This is a genomic window from Gilliamella sp. M0364, from assembly GCF_016100565.1.
Classification (GTDB): domain Bacteria; phylum Pseudomonadota; class Gammaproteobacteria; order Enterobacterales; family Orbaceae; genus Gilliamella; species Gilliamella apis.
Genome location: NZ_JACFSF010000021.1, coordinates 1 through 1,079, shown reverse-complemented (window position 1 = coordinate 1,079; position 1,079 = coordinate 1). Strand labels below are relative to the sequence as shown.

The 1,079-nt window shown below is 42.4% G+C and carries 1 protein-coding gene; it reads right to left on the bottom strand.

All coding sequences use genetic code 11. The annotated features are described in order from the left end of the window. Nucleotides 1-181: 181 nt before the first annotated feature. Nucleotides 182-1,079 (bottom strand): hypothetical protein (locus tag H3U96_RS11065; RefSeq protein ID WP_198196701.1); only part of this gene is annotated, 898 nt, incomplete at its 5' end.

The following is a 1,079-nucleotide window of genomic DNA, read 5'->3' as shown; positions in this document are numbered from 1 at the left end:
ATATAGTGATCATAACTGTCGTTTGAAGTTTCATCGTTCCAGTTACTACGACCAAACAAGTTAGCACCAGCATAATAACTCATTTCCCCCCACGTTGAAAAAAATGCAGGTGCAAATAATTAAGTTGTGTCGTATTTTTATCAGCCACGTCAATTAGCGCCTTTTTAAGGCGCTAATAAATTTATTCATCTTTAATTATTATCTTATCCCCTACGGCGCAAATTGCACCAACATAGGGATATATCTTACTAAGACGACTGATTGTACCAGTACTAACGGTCGCGGCGTACTGGGTGGTGCTTTCGCTCGTCTCTTTGCCTTCCGCATCAGTTGGAACCGGTTCACTTGACCAATAGGGTTTAGCATATATGAAATTAGCATTAGAGTATCGGTCCAGAGAACCCCACTCAGCAACGAGTCCAGCACCAATTCGTCGTGAATAACCAGTACCATTTGATGGATAATCATTTTTAGGGCAGTAATCTTTCGAGCTAGAACACCTTGCGTTAGTTAATTCTCTAAGGTGTGCAAGGCGATAACCTAAACCTAGACCTAGATTAAGACACCATGATCCCTGTATGGAAGCTACCGCTGATTTATTACCTCGGTTGACAAACCACTGCTTTAACACAAAACCATACTTCAACACGATATCATTATTGTGACTATCTTTACCTTTACCCACCAACTCAAATGTCTGAGGCAATGATGGAGCAATTATCTTCTCACCGGCCCAACCCGGATTATCTACACGCCATTGCTGCGGTGTAGCCACGGGACCATTTAAGGTGACTCGGACAAGACTAGGGTCTGAGCTATTTAAATAGGTCATAGTCGCTTTAATATCGCCCTTAGGAGAAACAGGATCCCAAGTTAATTGCGTATCAATACTACCTAACACTAAATCAAAATATAAACCATCTGCGCCAGTAGTAGGAAAATTCAAACCATAAGATGACGGTTCGGATGACTGAACAAGAAAACCCAAACCTGGGTCCCACATAGAAAAAGGACCAGCACGTTCGCCGTTATATTCTAACAGAGGTCTGGCAGAGCAAATATCCGCTGTTGGCTGTGGT